Source organism: Microbacterium sp. UBA7513 (assembly GCF_002478345.1).
Lineage (GTDB): Bacteria > Actinomycetota > Actinomycetes > Actinomycetales > Microbacteriaceae > Microbacterium.
Map to the genome: position 1 here is coordinate 122,258 of NZ_DLNJ01000010.1, position 24,377 is coordinate 146,634.

Consider the following 24,377-nt stretch of genomic DNA (forward strand, 5'->3'; position numbering starts at 1 on the left):
TCCGCTGCCGAAAGGCTCCGTCATGATCGTCTTCGGGACCCGTCCCGAGATCATCAAGCTCGCCCCCCTCGTCCGGGAGCTGGGAGACGCCGCCTTCGTCGTCCATACCGGTCAGCACTACGACCCGGGGATGTCCCGGGTGTTCCTCCGAGCCTGCGGGATCGAGCGGGTCGACCTCCAGCTGCACGTCGGAGGTCTCCCGCGGGCCGCCCAGATCGGCCGCGCCGCCGAGCAGATCGCCGAGGCCATCACGCGCTTCGAGCCGGGGTACGTCGTCGTCCAGGGGGACACGAACGCCACCTTCGCCGCCGCTCTGGCCGCGAACGCCGCCGGAGTCCGCCTCGGGCACGTCGAAGCAGGACTCCGGGCGAACGATCGCCGGATGCCAGAGGAACACAACAGGGTGATGGTCGACCACATCGCCGACGACCTGTTCGCGGCGACCGAGGCGAACCGCGCCAACCTCCTCGCCGAGGGCATCGATGATGCGCGCATCCTGGTCACCGGCAACCCGGTGGTGGAGGCGGTGCGTGCGCAGCGCGCCGGGGCGGAGGGCGACGCCGAGGCGCTCGCCGAGCTCGGACTGACTCCCGCAGGCTACGTCCTCGCGACCGTGCACCGTCAGGAGAACGTGGACACCCCGGAGAACCTCCTGGCCACGCTCCGTGCGTTCAATGCCATCGCGGCATCGGGGTGGCCCGTCGTGTTCCCGGTGCACCCGCGCACCAGGGCGATGCTCACCACGCTGGACGCCACGCATCTCCTGGACGCGCTGATCGCCGAGGAGCCGCTCCCCTACGAGCGGTTCCTCGCGCTCGCCGCGCATGCCGCCCTACTGGTCTCCGACTCCGGAGGCATCCAGGAGGAGGCGACGGTGATCGGGCGCCCCGTCCTCGTCGTCCGGGACTCGACCGAGCGCCCCGAGGCGCTGGGCTCCTTCACGCAGCTGGTCTCACCGCAGGAGCTCGCCGCTGCGGCAGCCACCCTGCTGGATGCGGTGGAGCCGACCCTCGCCCGACTCGCCACCGTGCCGTCGCCCTTCGGTGACGGCCAGGCCACTGCGCGCATCGCGGCGCACATCCGCACCACCGTCGTCCCGTCCCGTACCGAGGAGTCCTGATGTACAGCAACGCCCTGACCACCCCGCTCGCCACGGTCGGCGCCCTTGCCGCCACCGGGCCGGAATCCATGACGACCGTGGTCATGGCGGCGGGGATCGCGGTGACCGTGGGGGCGGGACTGCTCCTGCGCACCCGCCTGCTGCGACGATCGTCGCCGGCTCCTCGCCCGATCCGCCGATCCGTCGCACCGGAAGAGGACCCCGTGCAGGGGAGGACTCCCTGATGTTCCCGGTGCTCAACGCGTTCACGGTCCTGCTCGGCGTCGCGTTCGTCACGTACGTCCTGTTCATCCTCATCCCCTATCTGCGTTATCCGAAGACCGTTCCCGGTGACCCGGCGCACTTCGAATGGCACTTCTTCATCCCGTGTCGGGACGAGGAGGCGGTCATCGACACCACCGTGTCGCGGGCGCGGCGGGACTTCCCCGGGGCCCACGTCTGGGTGATCGACGACGACAGCGAGGATGCCACGGCGGCGATCGTCACGCGCTGGGCCGATGCCGACGAGCACGTGCATCTCGTCCAGCGACGGCGGCCCGAGGCGCGGACCGGCAAGGGCGACGCTCTCAACGCCGCCTACCATCAGCTCCTCGCCTGGCTTCCCGCCGACGCCGATCATGATCGGATCGTCGTCGTCGTCATCGACGCGGACGGCGAGATGGAACCCAACGCCCTCGAGATCTGCGCGGCCGACGACATCTTCGGCGACGAGAGCGTGGGGGCGGCGCAGATCGCGGTGTGGATGAAGAATCGCGACGACCCGAAGCCGTACCCGCACGGTGGTCGGTTCGCCAACATGTTTGCGCGGTTCCTGCTGCGGATGCAGGATCTCGAGTTCCGCACCACGATCGCCGCGATGCAGTCGCTGCGAGCCAAGACGGGGACGGTCGGGCTGGGAGGCAACGGGCAGTTCACCCGGCTCTCCGTGCTCGACGCGATCGGCGACACGTTCGGCGAACCGTGGCACGGCGCCCTGCTCGAGGACTACGAGCTGGGCGTGCACGTCGTGCTGGCGGGCTACCAGGTCCGCCACGTCTACGACACGCACGTGAACCAGGAGGCGCTTCCGTCGATCCGCCGCCTGCTCACCCAGCGCACCCGGTGGGCACAGGGGAACATCCAGTGCGTCAAGTACATCCGCGAGGTGGTGAAGTCGCCGTACGTCGACAACGCCGGGGTCATCGAGACGGTGTACTACCTCGTGCTGCCGTTCCTCCAGATGCTCGGCGGACTTTCGTTCCTCATCCTGTTCGGAGCTCAGGTCGGGTACTGGGTGCAGCAGCCGGAGCTCTTCCGGGTCGCGCTCGGCGACACCCTCGGCGTCCTCGGGCTGCTGTTCGCCTTCTCCGTCGCCCCGTTCGCCGTCTGGGGGTTCGTCTACAAGATCCGCTGCGAACCCCAGGCGAGCTGGTTGACGGCGCTGGGGTGGGGGCTCGGGGTGTGGCTCTACGTCTACTACATGTACATCTGCATCGCGCGGGCGTTCCTGCGCATCGTCCGGGGCAAGAACGGCTGGGCCAAGACACGCCGCAATGCGGAGGCCCACGTCGTCGTCAACGGATCCGTCGCCGTGGAGGCCTGATGACCACCGTCACCGAAACCCTGCCCCTGCTCCGCGCCCGTCGGCTGGATCGGGTGTCGCCGCCGAACCGTGCCGCGCGCGTGGTCGTGGCGCTGCTGATGCTCGCGGCGGGGGGAGCGCTCCTGGCGGTCAACACCACCTTCCGCGCCATCGAGGCGGTCGTCGCGACGTGGTTGCTCTCGCCGTTCGTCGAGGGTCAGCGTGCAGCGATCGGCGAGCACTACCTCGTGTGGACCCCGACCGGAGACCTGATCGCCCTGCAGGTCACGGTCGAGTGCACGACGCTGCTGATCGGACTCCCGCTCACGGCCGTCGCGGCGGTGATCCTCGCCTTCACCCGCGTGCGGTGGAGCCGGCTCTTCGGCGGGCTCGCGGCGATGTGGGGCATCGTCTTCGCGGTCAACATGCTGCGGCTCGTGCTGATCGGCTGGGCCACGCAGACCTGGGGCCTCGATCCCGGATACAAGGTGAGTCACGTCTTCGTGGGATCGCTCGTCGGCGTGCTCGGCTACGTCGTGGGACTCGTCGTGATGCTCCTCATCATCGGCGTCCGCGCACCGCAGCGCCGGTATTCCCGCCGCGCACGGGCGTAATCGTCCGTCATCGTCTCTGTCTCATCCGCGGCGAAGCACTCTGCTCGTCGTGTCCACATCAAGAAGAGAGGCTCATCATGAAGAGCATCCTCAAGACCGCATGCAGCGCCGGCGTCGGCCTGCTGATCGTCGGGGGCTCGATCCTCGGCGCGCAGGGGGCCATGGCCGCCGACGAGCCGGACTCCCCGAGCACCACGTCCAGCGGCGGGGTCTCCTCGGTCCGCAGCACGGAAGACCTCGACGGTCAGGTCTCGACGCGCGGCTACCTGGGTCGAGCCACCCAGACGGCCGCGACGGGCGTGACGCCGGGATCGGAGATCAAGGAAGGCGCGATCGTGCAGCTCGTCAACGACGAGCAGATCGACGGCGTCTACAAGGTGATCCTGCCGGTGCCGGAGCACACGACCTTCGTGTCGGCGACCAGTGGAGGCCAGCTCATCGGCAGCAATGTCGTCTGGACCTTCAACGTCGCGCACGACGGCGGCACCAGAGCCGTCACGCCGATGGCGACGTTCACCGTCGACGCCGACTACTGGGGTCCGCAGATCACCAACAACGCCACGGTGCTCTACACCGGTGGTGTCTTCACCGACGACCACCGCTTCACGTACAACTACAGCCACAGCTTCGCCGAGCGTGCTGCGGTGCCGGTGGCCGATCCGACCGTCGGACTCGCGGGGGCCGGGGTGATCGCGGTCGGAGCCGCGGGCGCGTTCGCACTGCGCCGTCGTTCCCCGGCGACCCGGTGACGGGCGCCGGACAGAGACGGAGGACGAGAGACCTGTGAAGAAGACATCCTTTCTTCGGGGTGCGCTGACCGTGGGGGTGCTCACCGCTCTGGCGGCGGGCGCCCTCGCGGGCGCCCCCGCCGCCTCGGCCGCCGACGTCAACGGCTGGAGCGGATCGGGAGACACCCGTACCGCGTCGGCCGCCGGCGCCACGGCCCGTATCACCACCACCGACAAGGTGCAGATCAAGAGCTCGGGGAACGTGGTCAACCTCGCCACCGTCCGCGACGGCGGAGAGCTCGGGCTCAACGTCATCGGCCTCAACGAGGGATACCCCTGCAAGAACGGCATCGAGTGCGTCCGCGGGAACGTCGTGATCGACTTCGGACAGAAGGTGACGAACCCGAAGATCACCCTCGCCAACCTCGGCGGTGACGTCTACTCCCTCGGCGGCGTGGTGCAGAGTTCGGCGAAGTACACGCTGAAGACCTCCGGGGTGAGCCTGCGCGCTGTGAGCGGGAACCTCGATGTGACATCGAACACGATCACCTCGACCTCCTTCGCCGCCAAGACCGGCACGGTCCAGGTCACCGGCACGGTCTCGAAGGTCGAGTTCCAGCTCAGCATGCGCTCGAAGGGCGCGTTCCTCGGACTCGTGCCGACGTGGACGAAGGTGCCGAGCGACCTGCACAGCATCGACATCGATGTGGACAAGCCCACGGCGCCCGCGCTGACGGTGGACAAGAACGACCACCGCGACTCGGCCGTGATCGGCGACCAGCTCTCGTACGACATCGTGGTGCGCAACACCGGCACCGGTGCGGCGAGCAACGTCGTCGTCAGCGACGACCTGCCTGCCGGGCTCACCGGGATCACCGCGGCGTACACCGCCGGCACGACCGGGACGGTCTCGATCACCGGGCAGCGCGTCCAGGGGACCATCCCGTCGCTCGCTCCCGGGGCGTCCTCGACGATCACCGTGAAGGCCACCGTCGGCGACGCGACGCCGATCGGGAACCTGCGCAACAACGCGTGCGCCGTGGCGACCTCCACGAACCAGGCGTGCGACTGGGACGACACCACCATCACCAAGAAGACGACGCCGGTGCTGACCATCAGCAAGGACGACGGTCAGGGTGATGTGAAGCTCGGTCAGAACCTCACGTACGACATCGTCGTGCGGAACACCGGAGACGGCGCAGCCACGAACGTCGTGGTCAGCGACCCGCTCCCGGCCGGTCTCGACTTCGTCTCGGGCAGCGGCCCGTCGGGCGTGACGGTGAGCGCCTCCGGCCGCTCGGTGACCGCCGACCTCGGGACGCTCGGGGCCGGGCAGTCGGTCACGCTGAAGGTGAATGCCAAGGTCAACCAGTCGGCGCCTCCCGGGGTGCTGACCAACCAGGCCTGCGTGGTCGCCGGGAACGCCGCGAACGTGTGCGCGACCGACACCGACACCGTCAAGCGCGAGTTCTTCCAGTACACGTTCAACTCGAACCCGACCGACCCGCAGCCCGGGCAGGTCGTGACGTACCGGCTGGAATACGGCAACAACGGCAACGTCGACTCGGCGAACGCGGAGATCGCGTACGCGCTGGCCGGCATCCTCGACGATTCCAGCTGGAACCCGTCGAGCGTGACCGCCGATCGCGGCACCGTCACCGTGAGCGGCGACAGCATCGACTGGAAGGGACCCCTCGCCTCGGGTGAGACGGTCGTGATCACCTTCACCGGTGTCTGGAACGGGAACGGCGACGGCTTCGCCTTCCCCGACGTCACCTACTACGGCAGCGCGCGCTAGCCGGAACTCAGGCGGACGCGCGGGTGCAGGCCCCTCCTCTGGAGGTGGCCTGTGCTCGCGCGTCCGCCTGTTTCCGCGTGTGGCGGGTCAGTCGCGGTCGGCGCGACTGATGAGGTCCATCAGCTCGTCGAGCGTGTCGACGTCGATGACCTCGGTGCCGTCGGGCTCGCGCACCTCGATGCCGTCGACCTCCAGCTCCTCATCGAGCTGCACCAGGATGCGCGACTCCGGGAACTGCTTGGGGGCGACGAACGCCAGCAGCACGGCATCCGCGAACACGACGACCGACGTGGCCTCGAGGTCGTCCCGCAGGTCGATCTGTTCGACGACGGGCTCGTCGTGCACCGCATCCTCGATGTCGAGCGCGACCTCCTCGACGATCGCCCGCCAGCGCTTCTCGCTCATCGAGAGCACGCGCGCGATGGCCGCGACGAGCTCGTCCGGATCCAGGTCCTCCGCGCTCTCGTCGCCCTCCAGTTCGGGGTCGACGTTCACGGTCACGACGGTGCCGGCGGCATCCAGGCTCGCCCGACCGTAGACGAGACCGTTCTCGGACACGGGGTCTTCGAGCAGACCGCTCTCGACGATGCGGGACAGGAGGAGATCGAGCGCCATGCTTCCAGTCTCGCGCATCTCGCCCGCCGCGGCCCCTGGTTCTTTCGCGACCCGGATCGGGACCGCGCGTAACGGAACGCCCCCACCCGCCTCTTGTTCACCGGACCATCCCGACTCGACGGCCCCCGGCCGCGTTCGAAAGGCAGGCTGCTGTGACCCGTCGTCCCCTCTCCCGCGGCATCGGCGTGGCGCTCGCCGTCGGTGCCGCTCTCGCCCTGGCGATCCCGTCATCCGTGCTTCCGGCGGCCGCTGAGGTCGCCCCCGACGCCCCGGCCCTGAACTGGGTCGTGAACACCGCCCCCGGCGGCCCGAGCGAGGAGACGCTGCGCGCGGCCATCGCCGATGCGGGAGGGACGCTGCTGATCTCGTACCCGGAGATCGGGGTCACCGTCGTCCGGGCGCCCGAAGGGGCGTTCGCGACGCAGCTCCGCGCTCAGCCGTGGGTGCAGTCCGTCGGCCCCACCCGCACGTCGACCGCGCCGGACCGTCTCCCGGAGCCCGCGGCGTCGGCGGCGGGGGGCACGGAGGAGCCCGAGGCCATGCCCGCGGAGGGCACCGCGTGGGACACCGTCGCCGTCGGCGCGACGACCCCCGGCGGAGCCAGAGTCGTCGTCGGGGTGGCGGACAACGGCATCGACGCCGGGCATCCCGACCTCGCCGACCGCATCGACCCCGCACTCTCCGTCGGCTGCGGGATCAACGGCGTCCCTGACACCCGGCCCGTCGCATGGCAGCCGGCCGCAGGGCTCGTCGGAGCCCACGGCACCCATGTGGCAGGGAGCATCGCCGGCGCCGCGAACGGCTCCGGGATCCGCGGCATCGCCCCGGATGCGCGCGTCGCCGCCATCAAGGTCGACAACCAGGCAGGGCACATCTACCCCGAGGCCAGCATCTGCGCGACGATGTGGGCGGTCCGACACGACATCCCCGTCGTGAACCACAGCTACTACGTGGACCCCTGGTACGTCTGGTGCGCCGGTGAGGAGACACAGTCCGCCGCCCTGGAGGCCCTCCGCCGCACGTACGCCTATGCGCACGAGCAGGGCGTGGTCAGCGTCGCCGCCGTGGGCAACGAGGCGCAGGACCTCGCCACCATGACCACGGACGTCCTCAGCCCAGACGACGGCGCACCGGAACCGCGCCCCGTCGACTCCTCCTGCCTGAAGGCCCCCGCCGGACTGCCGGACGTGATCTCCGTCGCCGCCGCCGATCAGGACGAGTCCAGCGGCACCGTTGTCCTGGCCGGATTCTCCAACTACGGAGCGGGCAAGGTGACCGTCACCGCGCCCGGTGTGGTCTGGTCCGCGGTGCCTCGCCAGGATGACGGCTCGATCTACGCTCTGTTCCCCGGTACATCCATGGCCTCGCCGCACGTCGCGGGGCTCGCCGCTCGCATGCTTGCCGCCGACCCGACGCTCACTCCCGACGAGGTCACGCGTCGCATCAGGGCCACGGCCGACGGCGTCGCCGACGAGGGACCGGATCGGGTGGGCGCCGGACTCATGGACGCCGACATCGGCGCCTCCGTCCCCGCCGTCGGGGTCTACTCCCGCGTGGCGCTCACCGGGCAGTCCTTTCGGGTGACCGGCAGCGGACATCCGCCGCGGAGCACCGTCGAGCTCCGCGTAGGCACCGCCACCATGCCGGTGCAGACCGACGCGCAGGGACGGTTCGCGACCGTGTTCCCCCTCCCCGCGGATGCTCCAGCCGGGCCGAGCACCCTGATCGCCGGCGAGGCCAGTGCCCCCATCGTCATCCGCACCTCCCCGGCCACGCCGACCATCCTCACCCCGAAGACCGGGGCCACGGTCACCGCGACCACGACGACCATCTCCGGTACCGGCGTCCCGGGCTCCCGGGTCCGGGTGCACGTGCGCGACGGGGAGCTGACGCCGTTCCTGCGGTTCGTGACTGTGCGCGACGACGGCACCTGGACCGTCAACGCGCCGCTGACGCAGGGGACCTACGAGGTCGTGGCCAGGACGATCGTGGGCAGCGACACCTCGGCCACCACTGCGCCGGTCCGGTTCTCGGTGCACACGAAGTCGGCGATCGGCTACTCGGTCGAGCTCTCCCCGCAGCCCGGGGCTCCGCACGACACGCTCATCCTCCTCGATCTCGCGAATGCGGGGGCGGCGGGCGGACGAGCGGTCGTCGACATCGATCTGACGACTTTCGGGGACGTCGAGGTCCCGGTGCCGTCGGTGGGCGAGGTCGAGCGGACGGCCCGCGGGCTGCGGTGGACCCTCACGCTGGACTCGGCGGAGAAGGCCCAGCTGCAGATCCCCGCGGCCTCCGGCGACGAGCCGGCCTTCCCCGTGATCGCCGTGCGGTGAGACAGGCGGCCACGCCGGTTCAGGCGCTTTCCGGAAGCGATTGCCTGAACCGGCGTGACCGCCTGCGCGTCAGAGCCACCTCTTGTACTTGAACACCCCATAGAGCCCGACCGCGAACGCGGCCATCGCCCCGATCGCCATCGGATAGCCGAACGCCCAGTGCAGCTCGGGCATCACGTCGAAGTTCATGCCGTAGACGGTGCCGACGAGCGTGGGTGCGAAGATGATGGCCGCCCACGAGGAGATCTTCTTGATCTCGTCGTTCTGGGCGAGCCCGGCCTCCGAGTGTCGCCGGGCGACCAGCGCCGACTGCACCGTCAGGGCATTCTCCAGGATCGCGCGGAACGAGTCGACGCGCTCGTTCACGCGGATCGTGTGGTCGAGCACGTCCCGGAGGGAGCGCTGCAGCTCCTCGTCGATGCGGTACTTCTCCGACCCGCGGCGCAGCCACTCCAGCATGCCGCTCAGGGGGTGCACCGCGCGCTGGAAGTTGATGACCTCGCGGGAGAGCTCGTAGATGCGGCGGGAGAGGGCGTCGTCGTCGCTGTCGCCGAAGAGCTGGTCCTCGATCTCGTCGATGTCGTTCTCCAGGCCCGCCACCACGGGCTCGTACTCGTCCACGACCTCGTCGAGGATCGCGTAGAAGACCGCTTCCGGTCCCATCGCGAGCAGCTCCGGGTTGGCCTCCATCCGGCGGCGGACCGCGGCGAGGTTCGGCGACTCCGCGTGGCGGATCGTCACCACGAAGTCGGGGCCGATGAACAGGTGCAGCTCACCGAACTCGATCGACTCCTCCTTGTCGCGGTAGCGGGCGGGGCGCAGCACGGCGAAGAGTGTGTCGCCGTAACGCTCCACCTTCGAGCGCTGATGCCCCGAGAGCGCGTCCTCGACGGCGAGCGGATGCAGATCGAACTCGCGGGCGACGGAGGCGACCTCTTCCGGACTCGGTCGGTACAGGCCGATCCACGCGATCCCGCCGGCGGCGTCCAGCATCCGGTAGGTCTCGTCCAGGTTCTTCGGGGTCTCCACGCGACGTCCGTGGACGTACACGCCGTTGTCGATGAGCGCCATGATGCGGCTCCGTTCTCGCGGGCGCACGGAGACGCGTGTCTCGCGTGCGGGTTCGTCAGGGGGCGGGAGACGCCGCCGATGACTGCGAGGCGAGAGGCACGGACGCGGAGCAGGAGCTCAACGCGTGGGTGCCGGGAAGCGCGACGCAGCGAGGGCGGCGCCGTTACTATCGTCGGACATCGCCATCACCGCCTTTCCGTGCTTCTCCGGGGGCCAGCTTACCCCTCCGTTTCGAATCGCCCGAATGGCCCCATTCCGGCCGCAGATGCCGCCAAGTGCGCGATTCGAAAGGTCAGGGGACGATCGCGTCGATGTAGCCGCCGTCGACCCGGACCGCGGCGCCCGTCGTCGCCGAGGCGAGCGGGGACGCGAGGTAGGCGACCATGTTCGCGATCTCCTCCGGTTCGATGAGCCGCTGGAGCAGGGACTGGGGGCGGTGCACGCGCATGAACTCGCGCTGGGCCTCCTCCCACGACAGCTGCGGATCCACGAGCGAGTACACGAAGTCCTCCACGCCGCCGGTGTGGGTGGGGCCGGCGAGCACCGAGTTCACCGTCACGCCCGTGCCGGCCGCCTCTTTCGCGAAGCCCCGGGAGACGGCGAGCAGTGCGGTCTTCGACATCCCGTAGTGGATCATCTCTGCGGGGATCACGACCGCGGAGTCGCTGGCGATGTCGAGCACCCGACCCCAGCCGCGCTCCGTCATGCCGGGTAGGGTCGCGCGGATGAGCCGGACGGCGGCGAGCACGTTCACCTCGAAGTACCGGCGCCACTCGTCGTCGGAGATGTCGAGGGCGGGGGTCGCCCCGAAGATGCCGAGGTTGTTGACGAGGATGTCGACGTCTCCGGTGGCGGCGAGCACGCGGGCGGCGCCGTCCTCCGTGGTGACGTCACCCGGCGCGGCGACGAGGCCTCTGTCCGGATTCTCCTCCTGCAGCGCGGCGATGACCGACGACACCGTCTCGGGACTCCGGCCGTTGACGGCGACCCGTGCTCCCGCGTCGGCCAGGGTCGTGGCGATGGCGAGTCCGATGCCCTGGGTGGATCCCGTGACGAGGGCGGTCTTCCCGGCGAGGTCGATGCGCATGATGTCTCCTCCGTGTCGCTGCGGCCCCGGGTGCAACGCCCGTCGCGCCGGTTTCATGCCCGCGCGCTCTCCTGCCATGGAAGGGGCCGGGAGTCGGGCGTGCGCGCACGGTCCGCGTGTGGAAGGCCCGAGTCTCGGACATGCCGTCTCCGTGCGGGACGGGAAACGGACCCGGGACAGGAGCGGGAGGCGCGGTTTTGATCCCGCACGGCGGGACGCGGCGCGTGCGGGATGGGAAACGCGCCGGGGGTGAGCCGGGGAGGTGCTCTTCTGATCCCGCACCGTGGCGGGGGTGGGCGGACGGGCGAGGATGCACCCGGGACAGCGGGCCCGGCTTCGAGACCGCGTGCGGGACGGGAAACGGGCCTGGGGGGATAGAAGTGGGGGCGTTTTTGATCTCGGGAGGTGGGTGCCCGGGTCAGAGGGGGATGGGGGTGCCGGCGCGGGAGGCGGACTCCTGCGCGGCCTTCACGATCTCGACGGTCCGGATGCCGACACCGGCGTCGGGCTGAGGCTGACGGCCCGCGCGGACAGCCTGCACGAACTCCTCGAGCAGCAGGGCGTCGAGGTCGGCCCCGACCGGGGTCCAGGTCTCGCCGTGGGCATCGTGACCGGACACGCCCTTCGCGAAGGGGCTCACGGTCACGGTCCCGCGCTCGGCCACGACCTCGAGGGTGAGGCCGCCCCAGGTCGGCGAGCTCAGCGGCCAGCTCCACGAGCAGTCGATCGTGGCGATCACGCCGCTCGGGTACTGGATCGTCACGAGGCCCCCGGTCTCGACCGCGAGGTCGCGCTCGGCGTGCAGGATGCTGTTCGACACCGCGCGGACGGTGTGCGGCCGCCCACCCAGGAGATCGTCGAGGAGGTCGGCGCAGTGCACGACGTGGTCGACCAGGGCACCCCCGCCGGCGAGGGCGGGATCGGTGAACCAGGCCCGGTCCTGCGGGAGCTTGCCGTTGTTGATGCCGGTGACGCCGAGGATATTCCCGAGGCGTCCGCTGCGCAGCTCGGCGACGGCGTCGCGCACCGCGGGGGAGAAGCGCACCGGGTACGCCACCATGAGCAGCACGCCCGCCCGGTCGCAGGCGTCGCGCATCGCGATCGCGTCTTCGACCGTCGTCGCCAGCGGCTTCTCGCACAGCACGTGCACGCCCGCGGCGGCGGCCTGCTCGACGAGCGCACGGTGACGGGAGTTCTCGGCGGCCACGACGACCGCGTCCGGGCCCCAGGCGAAGGCCTCGTCGTAGGTCTCCACATAGGCCACCCCGAGCTCCGCGGCCAGGGCGGCACCGCGCGGAGCGTCGTCCGGGGCGGAGGCGCCGTCGGGGTCGGCGGCGATCAGCTCGACGTCGGGCATCTGCAGCAGCGCGTGCACGTAGCTGAGGGCGTGCGTGTGCGCGAAGGACAGCACGGCGATCCGCAGCGGGCGGGGAGCGGTCATCGGGTGGCCTCCTCGGCGACGGCGACGGCGGGGGACGAGGCGGGGAGGGCGACCGGGGCTCCGGAGGCGATCGAGGCGTAGGCGGCCTCGGCGACCGCGACCGCCCGGATCCCGTCCTCCGGGGTGACGGCGGCCTCGCGTCCCTCCACGATCGCGGCCACGAAGTCGGCGATCTCCGCGTAGTACGGGCTCTCCTCCGGTGACATCGGCGGGAGGTAGTCGGTCGCGCCCTCGACGAGCACGGCGTCGGTGCGCAGCGTGTGGTCCTCGGCGCTGTCGTAGCGCAGGCGCCCCTCGGACCCGGCGACCTCGACGCTCGTGCGGAACGGCATGCCGGGCTGCACCCAGCTCGCGTGCACGTGGCTGATGACTCCGTTGCGGTGGGTGAGCACGACATGCGCCGTGACCGGGGCCGGAACGCGGTCGTCGACCGTCGGCGGGTTCTGCACCGCGTAGACGCTGTCGACCGGCCCGGCGAACCACAGCGCTTGGTCGATGTCGTGGATCATGAGGTCGCGGATGACGCCGCCGCCGGCCCGCTCCGAGAAGAACCAGGGAGCCTGGGGCGCGGCGCCCAGACGGCGGAAGCGCTGCACGGCGGGGGTGCCGATCTGCCCGGCGTCGATGCCGGCCTTGATCCGGCCGTACTCCCCCATGTAGCGCACGACGTGGGCGGGGAACAGCCGCACTCCCGCGGCGGCTGCGGCCGCGGTCACCTCGGCGGCGGCCTCCGCGGTCGCGGCGAGCGGCTTCTCGCAGATCACGTCGAGCCCGTGGGCGATGGCCCGAAGGGCGAAGTCGGCGTGGGTGCTGCTCGGCGTGACGATGTCGACGACGTCGACCTGCTCCAGGAGCGCGTCGACGTCGGCCACGACCTCGAAGCCGTACTCGGCGGCGATCTCCTCCGCGCCCTCCTTCGAGGTGACGAAGCCCTGCACGCCGAGCGCGCGCCAGGCGTCGGCGTGCACGCGGGAGATCCCGCCCGCGCCGATGAGTCCGACCTTCAACGTGCTCACTGCTTCTCCTCGGGGTCGTCGCCGGCCGCGGGGTCGTGCGGCAGGGGGGTGATCGGTGGGGCGGGCATGTCCTCGATGCCGTAGATGTCGCCCGGATGCCGCTGGAACGCATGCACGACGGCGCCGTGGGCGGCCGCCTCCGCACCCAGCCGGGCCTCCGCGACGGGCACCTGGAATGGCAGTCCGAGGTGGCCGGGCAGGGCGGCGCGCAGGGGATCGAGCAGCTGCTCGTGCGCGGCCGAGAGTCCGCCGCCGATCACGACCATGGCGGGGTCGACCGTCATGATCAGGGTCGCGATCCCATGGGCGAGCTCGTCGATGAAGCCGTCGAGCTCCTCCCGGGCGGCCTGCTCCCCGCTGCGCGCCAGGGCGAACACCTCGGCGGCCGTTGGGGCGGTGCGCCACGAGATCTGCCCGGTCTCGGTGTTCAGGCCCCGGAACGCGAGACGGCCGATGTCTCCCGCCGCGTTGTGGATGCCGCGTCGCGGACGGCCGCCGAGGATGAGGCCCATGGCGATGCGGTTGCCGACCGACAGGTAGATCACGTCGTCGACGAGCTGCGCGACGCCGAGGTGATGTTCCGCGACGGCCGCGAGCCGCACACCGTTGTCGACGGCCACGGGGCAGCCGAACGCCTGGCGCAGCTGCGAGCCGATGTCGATGCCGGACCACTCCGGGATGACGACCGAGGTGGTGACCCGCCCGTCGTCGTCGACGATGCCGGGCAGGGAGACGCCGATCGCCCGCAGGCCGGTCCGCGGCAGCGAGAGCGGGGCGAGCGTGCCCCGGACGTCGTCGATCACGGCGGCGAGCTTGGCCGGGCCGTCGGGTTGCTCCGCGACGCCGGGGAACGCCTGCTGGGCGATGACCACGCCCGCGAGGTCCGCGACGACGACCCGCACGCTCGCGACACCGATGTCCACGCCCACCACCACGCCGGCGGCGGCGTGGAAGGAGTAGCGGCGGGCCGGGCGTCCTGCGCCGCCGCCGTTCTGCGCCGGGGCGTCGACGAGGAGTCCGGAGTCGGAGAGCACCGCCACGGCGTTCTCGACGGAGGTGCGGGAGACCTCGAGCGACCGGGAGAGGTCGCTGACGGTCGTCGGTCCGGCGTCGCGCAGCCGGAGTGCGGACCGCGCCACGATCGAGAGCGTGCTGGTCGCGCCCATCGGGTCCCTCCTTCGTCTCCGCCGTTGGTGCGATCAAATTAGCACACCCGATTCTCAGATAGGGGATTGTTGTTCACGGCCGAGAAACACGGCCGAAACAAGCCTCTGAGAACTTGTGCTTGACGAATTATCCAAAGCCAATGTCATAATGAACCGTACTCAGCACGGTTTACGCAAAGGAGCACCATGCGCGTCAGCAAGATCACCGGCGTCGTCGCGGGAGTCGCGGCCGCCACCCTGTTGGCCGGATGTTCGGCCGGCGGAGGCAACACCGCAGAGGGCGAGCAGGACATCACGGTCTGGCTCTACCCCGTCATCGCCGACGAGGCGGTGCACAAGGACTTCTGGGACTCGACCATCGAGGCGTTCGAGAAGGAGAACGAGAACGTCAACGTGAAGTACGAGATCTTCCCGTGGGCGAACCGTGACGAGGCCCTGCAGACGGCGATCGCCGCCGGCAAGGGACCGGACGTCGTCTACCTCATCCCCGACCAGCTCGCGGCGTACCAGAAGTCGATCGCCCCGCTGAACGACCTGCTCAGCGAGGAGCGCCAGGGCGACCTGCTCCCCAACGTCAAGGAGTCGGTCACGCTCGGCGGCGACATCCTCGGCGCCCCGATCCTCACCAGCGCGCAGCCGCTGATCTGCAACGCGGCTGCGTTCGAGGCCGCCGGGGTGACCGAGTACCCGGAGACGTGGGACGACATCGCCGAGATGGCTCCGGCGTTCGTCGACAAGGGCATGTACGCCCTCAACTACCCGGCGTCGGCCGAGAACACCCTCAACCTCACCTACTACCCGCTGCTCTGGCAGGCCGGCGGCGAGGTCTACACCGAGGACGGCGAGGTCGGCTTCGACAGCAAGGCCGGCGAAGAGGCGCTCACCTTCCTGACCGACCTGGCCGAGGAGGGCGCGCTCGACCCGGAGGCCCTCACCACCAACGTCCCGCTGGAGCAGACCGCCATCGCCCAGGGCAAGGTCGCCTGCACCTGGAACAACGCCGTGACCGAGGTCGCGCCGTTCTGGGGCGAGGAGAACGTCATGGTCCTCGCGCCGCTGACCGACAAGGAGTCCGTGGCCTACGGCACCGTCGGCTCGCTGTCCGTGCTCAAGGGCTCGAAGGCCCCCGAGGCCGCAGCCGCGTTCGCCGAGTTCGCGACCGGCGCCGACGTCGTCGAGCCGTACCTCAAGGCCGCCGGCTACTTCTCCGCGCTCAGCACCACCGAGCCGCTGTACGCCGACGACCCGCTCCTCGGCGAGGTCGAGAAGTACGTCCCCGACACCACGGTGGGCGAGCTCGACGCCAGCTCCCGTGCGCTCATGGGCGTGCTCTCGCCCGAGATCCAGGCCGCCCTGCTGGGCCAGAAGTCCCCGGCCGACGCCCTGAAGGACGCCGCGGCCGCCGCAGCCCCGCTGCTGCAGAAGTGACACCCCGGGGGCGTGCGGGTACCCGCCGCACGCCCCCTCTCTCCCGCCCCCCACGTGAGGAATCGACAATGACGACGGCCACCACGGCGCCGAAGCCCGCAGGGCGGGTCGCCCGGGTGCTCGCCCGACGGGAAGCGCGCGTCGCGTTCCTGTTCGTGCTCCCCGCCTTCCTGCTGTTCATCGCCTTCCGCTTCGGCCCGAGCATCGCGGGTGTGGCGCTGAGCTTCTTCGACTACGACATCTCCGGCGAGATCGCCTGGCGCGGCCTCGACCACTTCCAGCGCCTCGTCGCCGACCCGCTGTTCTGGCGGGCGCTGGGGACCACCCTCATCTACACGGTCTTCGCGGTGCCGATCGCGCTCGTGCTGTCGACGATCATGGCCCTCGGCGTGCGCCGCGCCTTCCGCGGCGCCCGGTTCTTCCGCTCGATCTTCTTCCTCCCCGTCATCACCTCGCTCGTGCTGGCCGGCTCGATCTTCGTCTGGATCTTCTCCGCCAACGGTCCCTGGTCCGCGCTGATGACCCCGCTCGGCCTCGGCGGATCCTGGCTCGGCAGCACCGTGCTCGTGATCCCCGCCATCGTCGTCGTGGGCGTCTGGTCCCGGTTCGGCTACGGGATGATGATCCTCATCGCCGCCCTGCAGGACGTCCCGCGCGAGCTGGAGGAGGCGGCGCTGGTCGACGGCGCGAACGCCTGGCAGCGCTTCCGGTGGATCATCCTCCCGCACCTGCGCCCGACGTTCTTCTTCCTCGCGGTGATCGAGACGACGGCCGCCTTCCAGGTCTTCGACGTCATCTACGTGATGACCCAGGGCGGGCCGGCGAATGCCAGCTATTCGCTCGTCTACATGCTCTACGACCAGGGCTTCCGCTACTTCGACTACGGCTACGCGGCCGCGGTGGGCGTGGCCCTGTTCCTCATGACCCTCGTGGTCGCCCTCATCCAGCGCCTCGTGATCGGAAAGCAGAAATGACCGCCCTCCTGCAGCCGCCGACGCAGACGACCCCGCCCGCGACGCGTCCCGCCGCGCGGAAGCGCCGCTCGTTCCGCGCGCTCGAACCGACCGGCTGGGGCGTCGCCGTCCGCTGGATCTGGCTGAGTCTCGCCGGCATCCTCAGCTTCTTCCCCTTCTACGCCATGGTCGTGCTGAGCCTGAAGCCGGGCATGCTCGTCGAGCTCCCCGGCTCGCTGCTCCCGTGGAACGACATCTCCTTCGAGGCGTACGAGCAGGTGCTCGCCGGGCAGAACATCCTCGTCTGGCTGTTCAACACGCTCGTCTACTCGCTCGTCTCGGTCGTGGCGGTGCTGTTCCTCTCCGCGCTCGCCGGCTACGCCTTCGCCAAGAAGCGCTTCCGCGGCAAGGAGGTCATGTTCTGGTCGTTCCTGGCGATGGTCATGGTGCCGTTCCACGTGACGCTGATCCCGACGTTCATCCTCATGGCGAACCTCGGCGGCATCGACACGTACTGGGGGCTCATCCTGCCGACGCTCGCGAACGCGCAGGCGGTCTTCCTCATGCGCCAGTTCATCCAGGGCCTGCCCGACGAGCTCTTCGAGGCCGCCCGCATCGACGGGGCCGGCGAGTTCCGCATCTTCCTGCGGATCGTGCTGCCGCTGTGCAAGCCGATCCTCGCGACGCTCGGGATCTTCGTCTTCCTCTGGCACTGGAACGACTTCCTCTGGCCGCTCATCATCGCCAAGTCCAACTCGATGTTCACCCTCACCGTGGGCATCTCGTCGCTGCAGCAGCAGGATGTGCCGCTCAGCACCATGCTCGCCGGCTCCGTCGTGGCGCTGCTGCCGATCTTCCTCGCGTACCTCATCGCTCAGCGGTACGTGCAGGAGGGCGTCACCGGCACCGGGATCAAGGGCTGAGAAGAAGGGAACCGCACGACCATGACGCAGTATGCTTTCGCCTCCGAGGCCGAGCTCGAGGAGGCGCTGGCCACCCCGAGCGACGGGGTCGTGGCCGACCTCGCCCAGGGCTCCGGAGACCTCGTGATCCTCGGCGCCGGCGGCAAGATGGGACCGACCCTGGCGATGCTCGCCCGGCGCGGCCTGGACGCCGCCGGCCGCACGGACGACGCCGTGTACGCGGTCTCCCGCTTCGGCGACGCCGCCATCCGCGAGCGCCTGGAGGCCGCGGGGGTGCGCGTCGTGCCGTTCGACCTCATCGAGAACGACGACCTCGCCGGTCTCCCCGATGCCCCGAACGTGGTGTTCATGGTGGGCGCGAAGTTCGGTGCCGCGACCAACGCCTCCTGGGCGTGGGAGGTCAACGCGGCTCTTCCCGACCGCATCGCCCGCCGCTACCGCGACAGCGCGATCTCGGTGCTCTCCACCGGGAACGTGTATCCGTTCGTCCCTGCCACCTCGGGCGGTGCCGCCGAGGAGACCACGCCCGCGCCGATCGGCGAGTACGCGCAGTCCTGCCTCGGTCGGGAGCGCGTGTTCGAGTTCGGGGCGCAGGAGCGCGGCACCAAGGTCGCGATCATCCGCCTGAACTACGCCGTCGACCTCCGCTACGGGGTGCTCGCCGACATCGGCAGCGCCGTGCACGCGGGGGAGCCGGTGTCCGTCGCCACCGCCAACGTCAACGTGATCTGGCAGGGCTACGCGAACGAGGTCGTGCTGCGGAGCCTGGTGCACGCCTCGACCGACCCCTTCGTGATCAACCTCACCGGTCCGGAGCTGCTCAGCGTCTCCTCGATCGCCCATCGTTTCGGCGAGCTGTTCGAGCGGGAGGTCGAGATCGTCGACGAGCCGCAGCCGACCGCGCTGCTCAGCGACGCCCGCCGCTGCATGGCCCTGTTCGGCTACCCGTCCGTCTCCGCCGAGGAGCTCATCCGCATGCAGGCCGGCTGGATCCGCGACGGGCTGCCGATGATCGCCAAGCCCACGAAGTGGGCCGTGCGGGACGGGAAGTTCTGATGACCGACGCCGCTTCGCACCCGGCGACCGTGCCGTCGCTGCGCCCTGAGGCCGCCGCGACCCTCGCCCGCGGTGCCGTGATCCCGGCCCATCCGCTCGCCCTCACCGCCGCGCGCACGCTCGACGAGCGGCGGCAGCGGGCGCTCTCCCGCTACTACCTCGACGCCGGGGCTGGCGGCCTCGCCGTCGGCGTGCACACGACGCAGTTCGAGATCCGCGACCCGGAGCACGCGCTCTTCGAGCCGGTGCTCGCGCTGGCCGCGGAGGAGATGGACGCCCGCGACGACGCGACCCTTGTGCGCATCGCCGGCGTGGCGGGCGACACGGCCCAGGCGGTCGCCGAGGCGGAGCTCGCCCGCTCCCTCGGCTACGACGCCGTGCTGGTGAGTCCCCGCGTCGCGGGTGCGGACGAGCGTGCCCTGCTCGACCGCGCCCGCGCCGTCGGCGAGGTGCTGCCGCTGGTCGGCTTCTACCTGCAGACCGCGATCGGCGGACCCGTGCTCGACCGCGAGTTCTGGCGCGAGTTCGCCGCGATCCCGTCCGTCGTCGCCGTGAAGGCCGCTCCCTTCGACCGCTACCGCACGCTGGAGCTCGTGCGGGGCGTGGCCGCCTCGGGGCGCGCCGACGAGATCGCGCTGTACACGGGCAACGACGACGCGATCGTCGCCGACCTGCTCTCCGAGTTCCACGTGGACTCCCCGTCCGGGCGGCGCACCCTCCGGTTCGTCGGCGGGCTGCTCGGTCAGTGGGCGGTCGGCACGCACGCGGCGGTCGCGCTGCTGGAGCGTGTGCACCGCGCCCTGGCGGGAGACGCGGAGGCGTACCGCGAGGTGGGACGTCGTGCCTCGGACATGGTGGACGTGAACCAGGCCGTGTTCGACCCGGGCAACGACTTCCACGGGGTCATCGCCGGGGTGCACGAGATGCTCCGCCAGCAGGGCCTCCTGGAAGGCATCTGGTGCCTCGACCCGGCCGAGGGCCTCTCCCCGGGACAGGCGGAGGAGATCGCCCGCGTCCGGCAGGCGTACCCGGAGCTCAACGACGACGCGTTCATCGCCGAGAACCTCGAGGCCTGGCTGCGATGACCGCCGGGACGAGCGCTCCGACCGTGGTCGCGGCATGCTCCGCGGAGCTGTTCGCCGAGTTCTTCTCGGCCGAGGACGCGGCCCGGCTGGAGACCGTCGCGGCGCGGCTCGGCGGGACGTTCGCGCGGGTGGACCGGCTCGCGGATGCGGTGCTCGACGAGGCGCGCGTCGTGGTGACGAGCTGGGGCGTGGGTCCTTTCGACCACGCGGTGCTCGCCACGCTTCCGAAACTGGAGCTCATCGCGCACACCGGAGCCACGATCAAGCCCTTCGCGACCGACGCGCTCTTCGACCGCGGCGTGCGGGTGACGCAGGCCGGGGCGGGGATGGCCCGGTCGGTGGCGGAGGTGTCGCTGACGTTCACGCTCGCCCTGCTGCACCGGGTGCCGGAGATGCACGACGCGTTGCGCGCCGGCGACGGCTGGTGGGACGCGGAGGCCGTCGGGGTGCAGCACGAGATCCTCGGCGCTCCCGTCGCGGTCATCGGCGCCTCCCGGACCGGGCGGGCGTACCTCGACCTGCTCCGGGCGCTCGGCGCCGAGCCGCTGCTCGTCGACCCCACGCTCGACGCGGCCGAGGCGTCGTCCCTCGGTGCGGAGCTCGTGACGCTGGACGAGGCACTCCGCCGTGCGCAGATCGTCGCGGTGCACGCCCCCACCCTGCCGGAGACGCATCACCTCATCGGAGCGCGCGAACTCGCACTGATGCCGGACGGTGCCGGCCTGGTCAACACGGCGCGGTCCTGGCTGGTCGACGAGGCCGCCCTGCTCGCCGAGCTCCGTCGTGGCCGGTTGAGTGCCGCGATCGACGTGTTCGACGAGGAGCCGCTGTCCGCGGAGAGTCCTTTCCGCTCGGCACCGCGCGTGCTGCTCACGCCGCATCGTGCGGCAGGCACCAGGGAGGGCCGGCTGCGGCAGGGGCGGATCGTCGCCGACGAGCTCGACGCCTTCGCCGCGGGGCGCCCGCTCGTACACGCCGTCGACCGCGCCCAGCTCTCCTCGATGGCATGAGCGCCGTGGTCGTGCGGTCGGCGCGTGCGGAGGACCAGCCCGCTCTCGCGGCGCTGTGGGCGGCCGCCTTCACACCGCCCCTCGCGCCGGACCAGTGGCTCGTGGACGACGAGCGGCTGAGCCACACGCTCGTCGCGGAAGACGACGAGGGCGTGTGCGGGTCGATCTACGGCCTGCCGAAGCGCCTGCGGGAGTCGGGCGGCGGGGTGGCGCAGGTGCACGCGATCGGCAGCGTCGCGGTCGCCGAGCGGGCTCGTGGCCGGGGACTGGCCCGCCGACTCGTGGCCGCCACCCTGGACGCGGCGGGCGACGCCGACTGGGCCCTGCTGTTCACCGGAACTCCCGACGTGTACCGGTCGAGCGGCTTCACGACCTTCTCGATGCCCCGCACGATGGCCGGGCCGTGGGCGGCGTCGGCGACGGCCGTGGAGCCCGCCTCGGTCGCGCGCGAGTCCGTCGGACTCGGTGTCCTCGCCCCGCTCCGCGAGGTCTACGAGCGCTCCCGCACGGGTGTGGTCGTGCTCGCTCCGGTGCGCGGCGACCGCGACTGGACGATGGCGGAGGTGCGGCTGCGGGGCGCGACGCTGTACCGGGTCGCCGAGACGCAGGCGACGGTCGGCTACGCCGTGGCGGAGGTGCGCGACGGCGTCGGGCTGCTGCACGAGAGCGCGACCGATCCCTCCGTGGCCGATCCGGACGCGGTGCGTCGCGCGGTGCTGGAGGCCGTGACCGCGGACTGGGCCGCGGCGGGCGTCCGCACCTGCGAGCTGGCCGTCCCCGCGCTCGCCGCGGAGGAGCGCGCCGTCCGCGCGTTCGCTCCGGCGGCCGTGCGGCAGGACGACCGCACCGGGATGATCCGCCCGCTGCGCCGCGAGGCCCGGGTGGACGGCATCCGCCACTTCACGGCGGGCGACTACTTCTGAGCATCCGCTCGGAGAGCGCTGGGGATCGGGGACTGATCGGTGACCGCGATCCGGCCGAGGGCCGGACGCCTGACCGCGGCGAGGACGCCGCAAGGAGGATGAGCATGACCCAGCTGGACACCACCACCGAGACCGCGGCGATGCGCAGTCGACGGATGCTGCTCGCCGGTTTCGGCGCCGCCGCCCTGGGCGGGGTTGCCGCGATCGGCGCCCCCGCCGCGGCTCAGGCCGCCGGACCCGTCGTGCCGCAGGAGTCGTCGGGCTCGAAGAACGTCGCGCACGGAGGCGTCGCCACCGCCCTCGCGACACGCAAGGGCAAGGACGGCGACCTCGTGCGCACGAGCGGCTACGCGGCCCCCGGCGACGGCGGTGACGGGCTCTACCGCTTCGTGAAGAAGGACGCCCCCGCGGCCAACGGCGGCACGGTGCTCGCGGGGCCGAAGGGCGGCGCCTGGGTGCTCGTGCACGACGGCACGGTCGACTTCCGGAAGTTCGGCATCATGGACGCCTCCGCGCCCGCGGACGACGCGCTCGACGCGATGGTGGGCGACGCCGGGGTGCGGCGCGTGGAGGCGCACACCGACCTCAACTTCGTCCGCCGCCACAAGTTCTCCCGGTCGAACATCGCGTTCGACTTCGGGAATCACCTCATGACGACCGAGGGCATCGAGAACGCCGGGAAGGACGACCCCTTCGCGGCCGTCATGTTCTTCCGTGGCGAGGTGACCGACGCGGTGCAGGAGGCGAAGCTCGGCGAGGACGTGCCCGACCTCGCCGACATCTTCCCCGTCGCCGACTCGTCGTTCTTCGCGGTCGGGGAGTGGTACGCCGCCGAGGTCAACGCGCTGTCCGGTCGCTGGGAGCGCGAGCTGCAGCGGCTGGTCCAGGTGACCCAGATCGTCGACGGTCGGCACATCCGCGTGAACTACAAGAACGGCTGGCCGCTCGGCAAGGACCGCACGATGACGTGGCGGCACGTGAAGCCGGTGCAGGACGTGACCGTGTCGAACCTCAAGTTCCTCGGCAAGGGGACGGACGAGTACACCGGGTCGCACCCGCTGGCCTTCGAGTACGCGGTGCGCTGCGACGTGGACCACATCGACGGCACGGCGACCTTCTGGCCCCTGATCCAGCGCCGGTGGAACACGTACTTCACCACGGAGAGCTGCACGCTGAAGAACCCGACCTCCGTCACGTGGGGTGGAGCCGGCTACCTGACGCAGCAGATCTACTGCCTGTACGGCTACGTCGCGAACTGCCACACCGCCAACGCCCGGCACCTCAACGACTTCACCGCGAGCGCCTACTGCCTCGTGGAGAACTGCCACGGCGACGGCGACGACCAGGGTCCGTTCGTCACCCACGGCCAGTACGAGCACGACCTCACCTACACGGGCAACTCCGGTCTCATGACGTTCGCGAACTCCGGGGCGGCGTGGGGCTCGGCGGCCAAGCGCATCACCGTCCGCAAGCACGTGTGCTCGTGGTTCGTGGCGCGGGTGCGCATCACCGACCTGACGCTGGAGGACGTGCAGGTGATCGGCAAGCCCTCGCTCACGGGCTCCGGGATGCTGTGGATCAACGCGGACGGTGCGCAGCTGCGCGGCTGCACCGCCTCGGACACGCTCGTCATCACCCAGGCCTCCGACAACTCCGCCCGGCCGACCGTGATCGCCGACTCGCACTTCACGTTCGTCGCTCCCGGCGAGCTCACCAACGCGACGGTGAAGACGCCCGTGATCTTCGTCGACACGGTGCTCGACCGCGTCGGCGGCATGAAGATCAACGGGCCTGGAGCGGTCACCTTCCGCGGCTCGACCCTCAGCGCGGCGGACGACGCCGCCCCTATCGCCTCCGCGACGGGGAAGCTGCGTGTCGAAGGCTCCACGCTCCGCAACGCCCGCATCGCGGCAGCATCGAAGGACCGTCAGGTCGTCGAGATCGCGGGTTCCGAGGTGTCGGCGAAGGGCGGGACGACGGTGTCGCGGTCGGGCGCCGGGGAGCTGCACCTGACGCTCGCCGACAGCACCTTCCGGGCGGAGGGATCGACCACGCACGTCGCCGTGACGAGCGGCGCGACCCACTATCGCGCGGTCGGCAACCGGTTCGAGGGCGGCGCCCTGGAGCTCCGCGACGACGCGTTCGGGTCCGGCTCGACGCTGCTGCACACCGGCAACGTGGAGGCCGGCGTCACCCGCACGGCGTTCCCCGGCGAGGGCGACCGCGTCGTCGACACCGCCAACCTCGTCGTCGGCTGATCCTCCCGGGCACGACTTCGGAGCTGCGGCGCGACCCGCCGCCTCCCCGGCCCCGCCTACGGCGTGTCGCCGGGGGTCTCCGAAGTCGTGCCCGGGCGGTGCCGGGGGCTGTCCGGGTTCAGGAGCGAGTGCCGACGGCTGTAGGCGAAGTACACGACGAGTCCGATCACGAGCCAGACCCCGAACCG

The 24,377-nt window shown here is 70.9% G+C and carries 22 protein-coding genes; 15 read left to right on the plus strand and 7 right to left on the minus strand.

Annotation, left to right across the window (positions count from 1 at the left end):
* The first annotated feature begins 22 nt into the window (after positions 1–22).
* The 6 genes from wecB to B2W79_RS05680 all read left to right on the plus strand — a co-directional run bounded on the left by wecB (position 23) and on the right by B2W79_RS05680 (position 5,821).
* The gene (gene wecB / locus B2W79_RS05655; RefSeq protein WP_256209361.1) at positions 23–1,120 is read left to right on the plus strand and encodes a non-hydrolyzing UDP-N-acetylglucosamine 2-epimerase; all 1,098 of its coding nucleotides are present in this window, start codon (positions 23–25) and stop codon (positions 1,118–1,120) included.
* Positions 1,120–1,344, plus strand: a complete 225-nt coding sequence (locus B2W79_RS05660; RefSeq protein WP_071327937.1) for an LPXTG cell wall anchor domain-containing protein — start codon at positions 1,120–1,122, stop codon at positions 1,342–1,344. The genes wecB and B2W79_RS05660 overlap by 1 nt, the downstream gene beginning before the upstream one ends.
* Positions 1,344–2,702 (plus strand): glycosyltransferase family 2 protein, encoded by a 1,359-nt coding sequence (locus tag B2W79_RS05665; RefSeq protein WP_071327936.1) that lies wholly within the window; start codon positions 1,344–1,346, stop codon positions 2,700–2,702. The genes B2W79_RS05660 and B2W79_RS05665 overlap by 1 nt, the downstream gene beginning before the upstream one ends.
* A complete protein-coding gene (locus B2W79_RS05670; protein ID WP_071327935.1) occupies positions 2,702–3,295 on the plus strand; it encodes an exosortase/archaeosortase family protein in 594 nt (197 codons plus the stop codon). Before B2W79_RS05665 ends, B2W79_RS05670 begins: the two co-directional genes overlap by 1 nt.
* Positions 3,296–3,372: 77 nt before the next feature.
* On the plus strand, positions 3,373–4,044 hold the full coding sequence (locus B2W79_RS05675) for a hypothetical protein (RefSeq protein ID WP_292787775.1): 672 nt from the start codon (positions 3,373–3,375) through the stop codon (positions 4,042–4,044).
* Positions 4,045–4,078: 34 nt separating this feature from the next.
* Positions 4,079–5,821, plus strand: coding sequence for a DUF11 domain-containing protein (locus B2W79_RS05680; RefSeq protein WP_292787777.1), 1,743 nt, complete (start codon positions 4,079–4,081; stop codon positions 5,819–5,821).
* 87 nt (positions 5,822–5,908) lie between these two features.
* Here the strand turns inward: B2W79_RS05680 and B2W79_RS05685 are convergent, their stop codons facing one another.
* Entirely contained in the window at positions 5,909–6,436 is a 528-nt protein-coding gene (locus B2W79_RS05685; RefSeq protein ID WP_071327932.1) for a cytochrome C5, read from the minus strand.
* A 152-nt stretch (positions 6,437–6,588) separates the two neighbouring features.
* Between B2W79_RS05685 and B2W79_RS05690 the strand changes: the two genes are divergently transcribed.
* A complete protein-coding gene (locus B2W79_RS05690; protein ID WP_292787780.1) occupies positions 6,589–8,772 on the plus strand; it encodes a S8 family peptidase in 2,184 nt (727 codons plus the stop codon).
* 69 nt (positions 8,773–8,841) lie between these two features.
* On the opposite strand, the gene corA is transcribed toward B2W79_RS05690, so the two are convergent.
* The 5 genes from corA to B2W79_RS05715 form a co-directional block, all read right to left on the minus strand.
* The gene (gene corA, locus B2W79_RS05695; protein ID WP_025104158.1) at positions 8,842–9,843 is read right to left on the minus strand and encodes a magnesium/cobalt transporter CorA; all 1,002 of its coding nucleotides are present in this window, start codon (positions 9,841–9,843) and stop codon (positions 8,842–8,844) included.
* Positions 9,844–10,135: 292 nt separating this feature from the next.
* A complete protein-coding gene (locus B2W79_RS05700; protein ID WP_292787784.1) occupies positions 10,136–10,930 on the minus strand; it encodes an SDR family NAD(P)-dependent oxidoreductase in 795 nt (264 codons plus the stop codon).
* 418 nt (positions 10,931–11,348) lie between these two features.
* On the minus strand, positions 11,349–12,371 hold the full coding sequence (locus B2W79_RS05705) for a Gfo/Idh/MocA family protein (RefSeq protein ID WP_292787786.1): 1,023 nt from the start codon (positions 12,369–12,371) through the stop codon (positions 11,349–11,351).
* Positions 12,368–13,387: a Gfo/Idh/MocA family protein gene (locus B2W79_RS05710; protein WP_292787788.1), complete on the minus strand. Its 1,020-nt coding sequence runs from the start codon at positions 13,385–13,387 to the stop codon at positions 12,368–12,370. Before B2W79_RS05710 ends, B2W79_RS05705 begins: the two co-directional genes overlap by 4 nt.
* Positions 13,384–14,553 carry an ROK family transcriptional regulator gene (locus B2W79_RS05715; RefSeq protein ID WP_292787790.1) on the minus strand — a complete coding sequence of 390 codons (1,170 nt, stop codon included), beginning with the start codon at positions 14,551–14,553 and terminating at the stop codon, positions 13,384–13,386. Before B2W79_RS05715 ends, B2W79_RS05710 begins: the two co-directional genes overlap by 4 nt.
* Positions 14,554–14,739: 186 nt before the next feature.
* Between B2W79_RS05715 and B2W79_RS05720 the strand changes: the two genes are divergently transcribed.
* The 8 genes from B2W79_RS05720 to B2W79_RS05755 all read left to right on the plus strand — a co-directional run bounded on the left by B2W79_RS05720 (position 14,740) and on the right by B2W79_RS05755 (position 24,189).
* Positions 14,740–15,981, plus strand: coding sequence for an ABC transporter substrate-binding protein (locus B2W79_RS05720; protein WP_292787792.1), 1,242 nt, complete (start codon positions 14,740–14,742; stop codon positions 15,979–15,981).
* 68 nt (positions 15,982–16,049) lie between these two features.
* Positions 16,050–16,955: a carbohydrate ABC transporter permease gene (locus tag B2W79_RS05725; protein WP_062633348.1), complete on the plus strand. Its 906-nt coding sequence runs from the start codon at positions 16,050–16,052 to the stop codon at positions 16,953–16,955.
* On the plus strand, positions 16,952–17,857 hold the full coding sequence (locus tag B2W79_RS05730; RefSeq protein WP_126894253.1) for a carbohydrate ABC transporter permease: 906 nt from the start codon (positions 16,952–16,954) through the stop codon (positions 17,855–17,857). The genes B2W79_RS05725 and B2W79_RS05730 overlap by 4 nt, the downstream gene beginning before the upstream one ends.
* Before the next feature lie 21 nt (positions 17,858–17,878).
* Positions 17,879–18,913 carry an NAD-dependent epimerase/dehydratase family protein gene (locus tag B2W79_RS05735; RefSeq protein WP_292787797.1) on the plus strand — a complete coding sequence of 345 codons (1,035 nt, stop codon included), beginning with the start codon at positions 17,879–17,881 and terminating at the stop codon, positions 18,911–18,913.
* Positions 18,913–19,998, plus strand: a complete 1,086-nt coding sequence (locus tag B2W79_RS05740; RefSeq protein ID WP_292787799.1) for a dihydrodipicolinate synthase family protein — start codon at positions 18,913–18,915, stop codon at positions 19,996–19,998. The genes B2W79_RS05735 and B2W79_RS05740 overlap by 1 nt, the downstream gene beginning before the upstream one ends.
* Positions 19,995–21,008: a hydroxyacid dehydrogenase gene (locus B2W79_RS05745; RefSeq protein ID WP_071327923.1), complete on the plus strand. Its 1,014-nt coding sequence runs from the start codon at positions 19,995–19,997 to the stop codon at positions 21,006–21,008. Before B2W79_RS05740 ends, B2W79_RS05745 begins: the two co-directional genes overlap by 4 nt.
* Positions 21,005–21,931 carry a GNAT family N-acetyltransferase gene (locus B2W79_RS05750; protein WP_292787802.1) on the plus strand — a complete coding sequence of 309 codons (927 nt, stop codon included), beginning with the start codon at positions 21,005–21,007 and terminating at the stop codon, positions 21,929–21,931. Before B2W79_RS05745 ends, B2W79_RS05750 begins: the two co-directional genes overlap by 4 nt.
* Positions 21,932–22,035: 104 nt before the next feature.
* Complete coding sequence (locus B2W79_RS05755) at positions 22,036–24,189, plus strand: peptidase C14 (RefSeq protein WP_292787804.1); 2,154 nt, start codon at positions 22,036–22,038, stop codon at positions 24,187–24,189.
* 56 nt (positions 24,190–24,245) lie between these two features.
* Here the strand turns inward: B2W79_RS05755 and B2W79_RS05760 are convergent.
* The coding region (locus B2W79_RS05760) for an amino acid permease C-terminal domain-containing protein (protein WP_292787808.1) at positions 24,246–24,377 on the minus strand (132 nt) is incomplete at its 5' end.

Excerpts from the sequence above, each read along its gene's own strand:
- wecB (WP_256209361.1), top strand. The coding sequence starts at position 23 with ATGATCGTCTTCGGGACCCGTCCCGAGATCATCAAGCTCGCCCCCCTC.
- B2W79_RS05660 (WP_071327937.1), top strand. The coding sequence starts at position 1,120 with ATGTACAGCAACGCCCTGACCACCCCGCTCGCCACGGTCGGCGCCCTT.
- B2W79_RS05665 (WP_071327936.1), top strand. The coding sequence starts at position 1,344 with ATGTTCCCGGTGCTCAACGCGTTCACGGTCCTGCTCGGCGTCGCGTTC.
- B2W79_RS05670 (WP_071327935.1), top strand. The coding sequence starts at position 2,702 with ATGACCACCGTCACCGAAACCCTGCCCCTGCTCCGCGCCCGTCGGCTG.
- B2W79_RS05675 (WP_292787775.1), top strand. The coding sequence starts at position 3,373 with ATGAAGAGCATCCTCAAGACCGCATGCAGCGCCGGCGTCGGCCTGCTG.
- B2W79_RS05685 (WP_071327932.1), bottom strand. The coding sequence starts at position 6,436 with ATGGCGCTCGATCTCCTCCTGTCCCGCATCGTCGAGAGCGGTCTGCTC.
- corA (WP_025104158.1), bottom strand. The coding sequence starts at position 9,843 with ATGGCGCTCATCGACAACGGCGTGTACGTCCACGGACGTCGCGTGGAG.
- B2W79_RS05700 (WP_292787784.1), bottom strand. The coding sequence starts at position 10,930 with ATGCGCATCGACCTCGCCGGGAAGACCGCCCTCGTCACGGGATCCACC.
- B2W79_RS05705 (WP_292787786.1), bottom strand. The coding sequence starts at position 12,371 with ATGACCGCTCCCCGCCCGCTGCGGATCGCCGTGCTGTCCTTCGCGCAC.
- B2W79_RS05715 (WP_292787790.1), bottom strand. The coding sequence starts at position 14,553 with ATGGGCGCGACCAGCACGCTCTCGATCGTGGCGCGGTCCGCACTCCGG.
- B2W79_RS05720 (WP_292787792.1), top strand. The coding sequence starts at position 14,740 with ATGCGCGTCAGCAAGATCACCGGCGTCGTCGCGGGAGTCGCGGCCGCC.
- B2W79_RS05725 (WP_062633348.1), top strand. The coding sequence starts at position 16,050 with ATGACGACGGCCACCACGGCGCCGAAGCCCGCAGGGCGGGTCGCCCGG.
- B2W79_RS05730 (WP_126894253.1), top strand. The coding sequence starts at position 16,952 with ATGACCGCCCTCCTGCAGCCGCCGACGCAGACGACCCCGCCCGCGACG.
- B2W79_RS05735 (WP_292787797.1), top strand. The coding sequence starts at position 17,879 with ATGACGCAGTATGCTTTCGCCTCCGAGGCCGAGCTCGAGGAGGCGCTG.
- B2W79_RS05740 (WP_292787799.1), top strand. The coding sequence starts at position 18,913 with ATGACCGACGCCGCTTCGCACCCGGCGACCGTGCCGTCGCTGCGCCCT.
- B2W79_RS05745 (WP_071327923.1), top strand. The coding sequence starts at position 19,995 with ATGACCGCCGGGACGAGCGCTCCGACCGTGGTCGCGGCATGCTCCGCG.
- B2W79_RS05750 (WP_292787802.1), top strand. The coding sequence starts at position 21,005 with ATGAGCGCCGTGGTCGTGCGGTCGGCGCGTGCGGAGGACCAGCCCGCT.
- B2W79_RS05755 (WP_292787804.1), top strand. The coding sequence starts at position 22,036 with ATGACCCAGCTGGACACCACCACCGAGACCGCGGCGATGCGCAGTCGA.